The sequence below is a fragment of the Mycobacterium sp. MUNTM1 genome (genome assembly GCF_054660795.1).
The window spans coordinates 1-5,055 of the sequence record NZ_BAAGDE010000098.1 but is presented as its reverse complement, the minus strand read 5'-3'; the positions used below and the strand labels follow the sequence as shown (position 1 = coordinate 5,055).

Below are 5,055 nucleotides of genomic sequence, written 5' to 3'. Positions count from 1 at the left end.
GTCTGGAAGAGGTGGGTGGGGGGGGGGGGGGCGGGCCGGAGGGGGCGGGGGGGGGGGTGGGTGGAGGGGGGGGGGGGGGTGGGGGGTTTGGGGGGGGGGGTGTGGTTGCCCCTTGCCCCCGCCCCCACGCCCGAGGCCGCCCCGCGGCCCGCTACGTTGAGGCGTTCTTAAGAACGCCACACGCCGCCTTTGGCGGAAACTTCTAGAAAAGACGCGTAGGTTTTAGGGGTGAATGACAACCCCTTCGCCGGTCCGTTCGCCAAGCAGCCCCGATCCCCGTTGGAGCTGCTGGACACGGTGCCGGATTCGGTCCTGCGGCGGCTGAAGCAGTACTCGGGCCGGCTGGCCACCGAGGCGGTCTCGGTGATGGGCGATCGGCTGCCGTTCTTCGCCGACCTGGAAGCGTCGCAGCGGGCCAGCATGGCGTTGGTGGTGCAGACCGCCATCAACAACTTCGCCGAGTGGATGCAGGACCCGCACAGCAACGTCAGTCACACCGCGCAGGCCTTCGAGCTGGTGCCCCAGGACCTCGCCCGCCGCATCGCGCTGCGCCACAGCGTCGACATGGCGCGCGTGACCATGGACTTCTTCGAGGAGGTCGTGCCGCTGCTGGCCCGCTCCGAGGACCAGCTGACGGCGCTGACGGTGGGCATCCTCAAGTACAGCCGCGACCTGGCCTTCACCGCCGCGACCGCCTACGCGAACGCGGCCGAGGCCCGCGGGACCTGGGACAGCCGGATGGAGGCCAGCGTCGTCGACGCGGTGGTCCGCGGCGACACCGGTCCCGAGCTGCTGTCCCGCGCCGCGGCGCTGAACTGGGACACCACCGCCCCGGCGACGGTCGTGGTCGGCACGCCGGCCCCCGGGCGCGACGGCTCGACCGGCCCCGACGACAGCGAGCGGGCGAGCCAGCACGTCCGCGATATCGCCGCGCAGCACGGGCGCGCGGCCCTCACTGACGTGCACGGCACCTGGCTGGTCGCGATCGTGTCCGGCCAACTGTCGCCAACCGACAAATTCCTGGGCGATCTGCTGGTCGCGTTCGCCGACGGCCCCGTGGTCGTCGGACCGACCGCGCCCATGCTCACGGCGGCCTACCACAGCGCCAGCGAGGCGATATCCGGCATGAACGCCGTCGGCGGCTGGCGGGGAGCGCCACGTCCGGTGCCGGCCCGCGAACTGCTGCCTGAACGGGCCCTGATGGGCGATGCGTCGGCGATCGTGGCGCTGCACACCGACGTGATGGGGCCGCTGGCCGACGCGGGTCCCACGCTGATCGAGACTCTTGACGCTTACTTAGATTGTGGCGGCGCGATTGAGGCCTGTGCCAGAAAGTTGTTCGTTCATCCAAACACCGTGCGCTACCGACTCAAGCGGATCACCGACTTCACCGGCCGCGATCCCATGCAGCCCCGTGACGCATATGTGCTGCGAGTGGCGGCAACGGTGGGCCAGCTCAACTATCCGACCACCCCGACCAGCGCCGCCAACAACGCGATGCCGGCGGTTCCGCTGCCGGTCAAAGGGGCTGTTGTGGGGCAATCCGGGTGACAGTGACTCAGGCAACAGGTCGCGGCACGATATCAAACCAGTAGCTTAAGGAGCCGTTTTGTAGGGTCTACACAAAAAGCTAAGACGAGGTTCATAATCTGTTACACCCGCCAAAACCGTTTCCACAGTGTTCTCTTAAACACGTGATTGCATTGCTTGCGCCCGGACAGGGTTCGCAGACCGAGGGGATGCTCTCGCCATGGCTGGAGCTCGCCGGCGCCGCTGACCAGTTGGCGCTGTGGTCCAAGGCCAGTGGCCTCGATCTCGTGCGCCTGGGCACCACCGCATCGACCGAAGAGATCACCGACACCGCGGTCACCCAGCCGCTGGTCGTGGCCGCGACGCTGCTGGCCCACCAGGAGCTGACCAAGCGCGGCCTGCTGTCGGACGCCGAGCTGGTCGTGGCCGGCCACTCCGTCGGAGAGATCGCCGCCTACGCGATCGCCGGCGTGATCGCCGCCGACGACGCCGTCGCCTTGGCCGCCACCCGTGGCGCCGAGATGGCCAAGGCGTGCGCCATCGAGCCGACGGGCATGTCCGCGGTGCTCGGCGGCGACGAGGGCGAGGTCCTGGCCCGCCTCGAGCAGCTCGACCTGTTCCCGGCCAACCGCAACGCCGCCGGGCAGATCGTCGCGGCCGGCGCGCTGACCGCGCTGGAGAAGCTGGCCGAAGACCCGCCGGAGAAGGCCCGAGTGCGCGCCCTCGGTGTGGCCGGGGCGTTCCACACCAAGTACATGGCGTCGGCACTCGACGGCTATGCGGCCGCGGCGGCCGCCGTTCAGACGTCCGAGCCGACCGCCAAGCTGCTGTCGAACCGCGACGGCAAGCCGGTCGCCTCGGCGGCCGCGGCGATGGAGGCGCTGGTTGCTCAGCTGACCCAGCCGGTCCGCTGGGACCTGTGCACCGCGACGCTGCGTGACCTGGAAGTCACTGCGGCCGTGGAGTTCCCGCCCGCGGGCACTCTCACCGGCATCGCCAAACGAGAACTTCGGGGGGTGACGGCTCGTGCCGTCAAGTCGCCCGCAGACCTGGACGCTTTGGCCGAGCTCTAAAGCCAGCTCGACCAGTTGCACAACCAGTACAACCGCATATCAAGTCAATTCGACTAACACGCAACACATTACGAAGGGAAGCACGCTGTGGCTGTCAGCCAGGAAGAAATCATCGCCGGTATCGCCGAGATCATCGAAGAGGTGACCGGTATCGAGCCCTCCGAGGTCACCCCGGAGAAGTCCTTCGTCGACGACCTGGACATCGACTCGCTGTCGATGGTCGAGATCGCCGTCCAGACCGAGGACAAGTACGGCGTCAAGATCCCCGACGAGGACCTCGCTGGTCTGCGCACCGTCGGTGACGTCGTCTCCTACATCCAGAAGCTCGAGGAAGAGAACCCCGAGGCTGCCGAGGCGCTGCGCGCCAAGCTGGAGACCGAGAACCCCGAGGCCGTCGCGAACGTCAAGTCGAGGCTGGAAGCGGACAGCAAGTGAGCAAGCCTTCCACTGCTAATGGCGGTTACCCCAACGTTGTGGTAACCGCTGTCACGGCAACGACATCGATCGCGCCGGACATCGAGAGCACGTGGAAGGGTCTGTTGGCCGGCGAAAGCGGCATCCACGTCCTCGAAGACGAGTTCGTCACCAAGTGGGACCTGCCCGTCAAGATCGGCGGACACCTCAAGGACCCCATCGACGAGCGCATGAGCAGGCTGGACATGCGGCGCATGTCGTATGTCCAGCGGCTGGCCAAGGTGCTGAGCACCCAGCTGTGGGAGACCGCCGGTAGCCCGGAGGTCGACCCCGACCGGTTCTCGGTCGTGGTCGGCACCGGGCTCGGCGGCGCCGAGCGGATCGTTGAGACCTACGACCTGATGAACGAGGGCGGCCCCCGCAAGGTGTCGCCGCTCGCCGTGCAGATGATCATGCCCAACGGCGCCGCGGCGGTGGTGGGCCTGCAGCTCGGCGCCCGCGCCGGGGTCATCACCCCGGTCTCGGCCTGCTCGTCGGGTTCGGAGGCGATCGCCCACGCGTGGCGTCAGATCGTCATGGGTGACGCGGATTTCGCCGTCTGCGGTGGGGTCGAGGGCCCCATCGAAGCGCTGCCCATCGCGGCGTTCTCGATGATGCGGGCCATGTCGACGCGCAACGATGAGCCCGAGCGCGCATCGCGGCCGTTCGACAAGGACCGCGACGGCTTCGTGTTCGGTGAAGCCGGGGCGATGATGATCATCGAGACCGAAGAGCACGCCAAGGCTCGTGGCGCCAAGCCACTGGCCCGGTTGATGGGTGCCGGCATCACCTCGGACGCGTTCCACATGGTGGCACCGGCGGCGGACGGCGTGCGCGCCGGTCGCGCCATGACGCGGTCGCTGGAGCTGGCGGGGTTGTCCCCCAAGGACGTCGACCACGTCAACGCCCACGGGACGGCAACGCCGATCGGTGACACCGCCGAGGCCAACGCCATTCGCGTCGCGGGTTGCCAGGAGGCGGCCGTGTACGCACCCAAGTCGGCTCTGGGGCACTCCATCGGTGCCGTCGGGGCTTTGGAATCTGTTCTCACGGTATTGAGCCTTCGGGACGGCGTGATACCGCCAACACTCAACTACGAAACCCCCGATCCCGAGATCGATTTGGACGTTGTCGCGGGCGAACCCCGCTACGGCGACTTCCGTTATGCGATCAACAACTCGTTCGGGTTCGGTGGCCACAACGTGGCACTCGCCTTCGGGCGTTACTGAGTACGGCGTCCGGTGACGATGCGGGCCGCAAACGGCCCGAGGAGAAGCCGGACAAATTGGAAGGAACGTTCGCAAGACCCATGACAGAGCTGGTTACCGGGAAGACGCTCCCGAATGTGGTCGTCACTGGCGTCGCCATGACGACCGCACTGGCAACTGATGCCGAAACCACCTGGAAGCTGTTGTTGGACAGCCAAAGTGGTATCCGCAAACTCGAGGATCCTTTCGTCGAGGAGTTTGACCTGCCGGTACGCATCGGCGGGCATCTGTTGGAAGAGTTCGACAGTCAGTTGACCCGCGTGGAGCTGCGCCGCACGGGCTACCTGCAGCGGATGTCGACCGTGTTGGGCCGGCGGGTCTGGGAGAACGCCGGCTCCCCCGAGGTCGATCCCAACCGCCTGATGGTGTCCATCGGTACCGGATTGGGTTCATCGGAAGAGATGGTCTTCAGCTACGACGACATGCGCGCTCGTGGCATGAAGGCCGTCTCTCCCCTCGGCGTTCAGAAGTACATGCCCAACGGCGCCTCGGCGGCGGTGGGACTGGAGCGGCAGGCCAAGGCCGGCGTGATCACCCCGGTGTCGGCGTGTGCGTCGGGTTCTGAGGGGGTGGCGCAAGCCTGGCGCAACATCGTGTTCGGCGAGGCCGACATCGCCATCTGCGGTGGCGTGGAAACGCGCATCGAGGCGGTGCCGATCGCGGCGTTCGCCCAGATGCGCATCGTGATGTCGACCAAAAACGACGACCCGGTCGGCGCGTGCCGCCCGTTC

General features: G+C 67.4%; 4 protein-coding genes and 1 pseudogene. All 5 read left to right on the top strand.

The window, feature by feature from the left end; all coding sequences use genetic code 11:
* The first annotated feature begins 228 nt into the window (after positions 1-228).
* Complete coding sequence (locus tag ACYQ8K_RS29145) at positions 229-1,551, top strand: PucR family transcriptional regulator (RefSeq protein ID WP_459974725.1); 1,323 nt, start codon at positions 229-231, stop codon at positions 1,549-1,551.
* A 143-nt stretch (positions 1,552-1,694) separates the two neighbouring features.
* Positions 1,695-2,603, top strand: coding sequence for an ACP S-malonyltransferase (locus ACYQ8K_RS29140; RefSeq protein WP_459974723.1), 909 nt, complete (start codon positions 1,695-1,697; stop codon positions 2,601-2,603).
* 87 nt (positions 2,604-2,690) lie between these two features.
* Positions 2,691-3,038, top strand: coding sequence for a meromycolate extension acyl carrier protein AcpM (gene acpM, locus ACYQ8K_RS29135; protein ID WP_007770614.1), 348 nt, complete (start codon positions 2,691-2,693; stop codon positions 3,036-3,038).
* Positions 3,035-4,285 (top strand): 3-oxoacyl-ACP synthase KasA, encoded by a 1,251-nt coding sequence (gene kasA, locus ACYQ8K_RS29130; RefSeq protein ID WP_459974720.1) that lies wholly within the window; start codon positions 3,035-3,037, stop codon positions 4,283-4,285. The genes acpM and kasA overlap by 4 nt, the downstream gene beginning before the upstream one ends.
* 80 nt (positions 4,286-4,365) lie before the next feature.
* Positions 4,366-5,055, top strand: a pseudogene (kasB, locus tag ACYQ8K_RS29125) (3-oxoacyl-ACP synthase KasB); the annotation flags it as partial.